The sequence below is a fragment of the Blastomonas sp. UPD001 genome (genome assembly GCF_003426715.1).
Classification (GTDB): domain Bacteria; phylum Pseudomonadota; class Alphaproteobacteria; order Sphingomonadales; family Sphingomonadaceae; genus Blastomonas.
The window spans coordinates 1-3,457 of the sequence record NZ_QKVT01000092.1 but is presented as its reverse complement, the minus strand read 5'-3'; the positions used below and the strand labels follow the sequence as shown (position 1 = coordinate 3,457).

Annotated in this window: 3 protein-coding genes and 1 pseudogene; 2 read left to right on the top strand and 2 right to left on the bottom strand. The window is 66.2% G+C overall.

Annotated features, from left to right (window positions below; translation table 11 throughout):
• Both DM995_RS19030 and DM995_RS19025 read left to right on the top strand, forming a co-directional pair.
• On the top strand, positions 1–331 hold a 331-nt coding region (locus DM995_RS19030; protein ID WP_198669497.1), incomplete at its 5' end, for an SRPBCC domain-containing protein.
• A 49-nt stretch (positions 332–380) separates the two neighbouring features.
• Positions 381–968, top strand: coding sequence for a uridine kinase family protein (locus tag DM995_RS19025; RefSeq protein WP_157973342.1), 588 nt, complete (start codon positions 381–383; stop codon positions 966–968).
• Positions 969–1,018: 50 nt separating this feature from the next.
• Here the strand turns inward: DM995_RS19025 and DM995_RS19020 are convergent, their stop codons facing one another.
• Together DM995_RS19020 and DM995_RS19015 are read right to left on the bottom strand one after the other, a co-directional pair.
• On the bottom strand, positions 1,019–1,447 hold the full coding sequence (locus DM995_RS19020; protein ID WP_116970689.1) for a CopG family transcriptional regulator: 429 nt from the start codon (positions 1,445–1,447) through the stop codon (positions 1,019–1,021).
• 9 nt (positions 1,448–1,456) lie between these two features.
• Positions 1,457–2,551 (bottom strand): annotated as a pseudogene (locus DM995_RS19015) (type IV secretory system conjugative DNA transfer family protein); the annotation flags it as partial.
• Positions 2,552–3,457: the final 906 nt, after the last annotated feature.

Below are 3,457 nucleotides of genomic sequence, written 5' to 3'. Positions count from 1 at the left end.
CGGCTGGACCATCCATGAGTATCGGCCAGCCGAACCGACCGTGGCAGGCGCCGTTGAGTTCACCCGGTTCAGCCCCCGGGGAGCGGACTTCGTCCTCACGAACGCCACGACCTGGCTGCACGTAGATGAGGGCAACACGCTCATCTACGCCTACCACATGACATTGGAGGGGACGCCGCTGTCCTCTTCGCTCGTCACCATCAGCTTCAACTCCGATGGCGCCGGTACGCGTTTGGAGCTGACCGAACAGGGCGCCTACTTCGACGGCGACATCGCCGGCCGGGAAGCAGGTACGAGAGCGCTCCTCGATGAAGTGGAGAAGGTGCTTTGAAAGGAGGATCGCTGAACAGCCCGACGCAATCAGCGAACGGAGTGGTCGAATGATGCGTGCCAGCGATGAGGTCACGCTGGCCGGGATCATGACCGAAGCGGCGCAGCGTAAGGGGCTGCCCTTGATCGTCGCGGTTGATGGCAGAAGTGGTGTCGGCAAATCGACGTTGGCGAGGACGCTCGCCGAGCGGGTCGAGGCCTGCGTGATCGAGGGCGACGACTTTTATGCGGGCGGGATCGAGCTTCGGGCGGATAGCGCCGTAGCGCGCGCAGCGGCCTGCATCGATTGGACGAGACAACGATCGGTGCTCCAAGGCCTTGCGGCCGGCCGGGAGGCATGTTGGCGCGCCTTCGACTGGGACGCTTTCGATGGACGGCTGCGCGATGAGCCGACGTGGATCGGCCCAAGGCCGATCGTGATCCTGGAAGGGGTCTATGCGGCGCGTCCGGAACTGGCCGACCTGCTCGATCTGCGCGTCGCGCTCTTGGCGCCGGACGATGTGCGCTTGGCGCGGTTGGCCGCTCGGGAAGGAGCGATCGGACCTTGGGAGCGGCAGTGGCATGAAGCTGAGGATTTCTACTTCAAGAGCGTGATGCCCCCTGACGCGTTTGACGTGGCCATTAATCTCACCCCCTGAGCCCGAGCGTCGCAAACCTGGTCGCGTAGCCGAGGTGGTCCCGGCACCGATCAATTGCCGCCTGCAGGAACGTCCTCCGAGATTTCCTGTCGCAGCTTCGGCCCCTTGGCGAGTCGCCGGCCGAGGGCCGCGACGAACGCATCGTAGCGCTCGCCGGCCTGTGCGCGGGCGGCGGCTTGGGCCGGCTCAGGCAAGGGTGGATTGGTCGTGAGCCAGAAGCGCACGAAGACCGCCAGTGTCTCGACCGAGATACCGAGGTCGCGTTCCATGCGCGTCATGCGCCGATCGAGTTGATCGAGCCGCTTCGTCGTGGCCGCCTCCTGCCGCTCGGCGGCGTCGGGAGACAGGAAGGACGCGATGGCCGCCTCCGCGACGAGAGAGCGCGAATGATCCCGGCGCGCGGCATAATCCGCCAGCGCCTTCATGACCTCCCGGTCGAGGTAGACGGACAAGCGCTGTTTTTTCGAGCTTGATGCCATCGCCGCCTCTCACAGCTCCATGCCGTCGTTGGGATCAAGCGACACTTGCCGGGCCACACCCTGCACGAGCCGGTTCATCCGGCTGATCCGGGCGCTGTCGTCTTCGGCGTCATCATCGAGATCTGCCGCAAACTCGTTCTCGATCGGGACCTTCTTCTCGACCGCTTGGGCGTGGCTCAATTCGGGCTGGTGGCGGCGCTCCGATCCCGTCGGATCCTCACCGTCAGTCCCGCCCTGCTCGACGGCTGGTTCGGTTTGCGGTGACCGCGGCAACGGCAAGGCGCTCCAATCGTCGGGATTTGCCTCAGGCGACTTCGCCAAAGAGGGCGGTGGCAGGATGCGCTCCTGGAAGCGCCGGTCCTCGAAATAGCGCGCCTTTTTTGCGCGGATCGGCGGCGTCCCAGCCACCATGACGATCTCATCGGCCGGTGGGAGCTGCATCACCTCGCCGGGGGTGAGCAGCGGCCGCGCCGTCTCCGAGCGCGAGACCATAAGGTGGCCGAGCCAGGGCGAGAGGCGGTGCCCGGCATAGTTCTTCATCGCGCGCATCTCGGTCGCGGTTCCGAGCGCATCGGAAACCCGCTTGGCGGTACGCTCGTCGTTTGTCGCGAAGCTGACCCGGACATGGCAGTTGTCGAGGATCGAGTTGTTCGGCCCGTAAGCCTTCTCGATCTGGTTCAGCGACTGCGCGATCAGGAAGCTCTTCAGGCCGTAGCCGGCCATGAAAGCCAAGGCGCTTTCGAAGAAGTCCAGGCGTCCGAGCGCGGGAAACTCATCGAGCATCAGGAGCAGCCGGTGGCGTCCGCCTTTGGCCTGCAGGTCCTCGGTCAGCCGTCGGCCGACCTGGTTGAGGATCAGGCGGATCAGCGGCTTGGTGCGCGCGATGTCGGAGGGCGGCACCACCAGATAAAGCGTGGTGGGTCGTTTCCCCCCAATGATATCCGTAATGCACCAGTCGCAACGGCGCGTGACTGCGGCGACGACGGGATCGCGGTAGAGGCCGAGGAACGACATCGCGGTAGAGAGCACGCCTGACCGTTCGTTGTCCGATTTGTTGAGCAGCTCGCGCGCGGCGCTGGCGATGACCGGGTGGGGACCGGCCTCCATGAAGCCGCGAGCTCCTTCATGCTGAGCACCCGAGGGGTCAGGCGGCCCCAGGCACAGTGCGCCCAGAGCGTGTCGGCGCCGAGCCGGCTTCTCGCCGGACCGGTCCACTGCAGCGCCTTGCGGATCAAGCCGCCCGGCGTCGAGGAACCGCCGTCGCGCACACGCAGCCGCTTCCACTCGGCGCCGCGCGCCCGACGCTTGCAATACTCGATCTCGACATAGCCGCCCGCCGGGTTCTTCAGGCAGTCCGCTCGCAAGCCCTTGATCGCTTCGATCTCCATGCCGGTGTCGAGCGAGATAAGCACGATGAGCGGCACGAGATCGGCGGCGATGCCCGCCGCGTCTGTTGCCTTCCCGTCCTCCAGCATCAGCCAGAGCGGATCGGACACCGAAGGCTCTGAGCGCGCGGCAGAGACCGTGCGCTCGAGATCGACATAGTCGCCGATCAATCTCAGTACCCGGCGGGGAACGCGGATGCGCCGTGGTCGTCCGCCCTTGGCGATCGGACCGGGGAGATCGAACGGCACCGAGCGCGATTCGGGATCGGTCAGGCGCGGCAGCTCACTCAGCAGCAGACTGCCGGCCTCTGTCAGCCGCAGGCCGGTCGTGACGAGAAGCTCGGCAAACAACGCATTGCGCTCGCCGTTGCGGCCGCGCCACGTCGCGTCCTCCGAGCCGTCGGGAAGCCGGCCGCGCAATCCCACCTCGCGGAACAGCAGGTAGCGGCCAAGATCGATGTAACGGGTATCGTGGCGCCGCGCGGCGCGCTCGCGGGCACGGTTCGTCGTCACAGCGAGCACTGCGCGGCTACCGCCGGCCCTGCGAAGGGTGGCGCCGTAGCTGAAGGGCGAGATCGCAATGATTCCTTCCTCGACAGCCCAGCGATAGAGCTTGTCGAGCGCG

Excerpts from the sequence above, each read along its gene's own strand:
- DM995_RS19025 (WP_157973342.1), top strand. The coding sequence starts at position 381 with ATGATGCGTGCCAGCGATGAGGTCACGCTGGCCGGGATCATGACCGAA.
- DM995_RS19020 (WP_116970689.1), bottom strand. The coding sequence starts at position 1,447 with ATGGCATCAAGCTCGAAAAAACAGCGCTTGTCCGTCTACCTCGACCGG.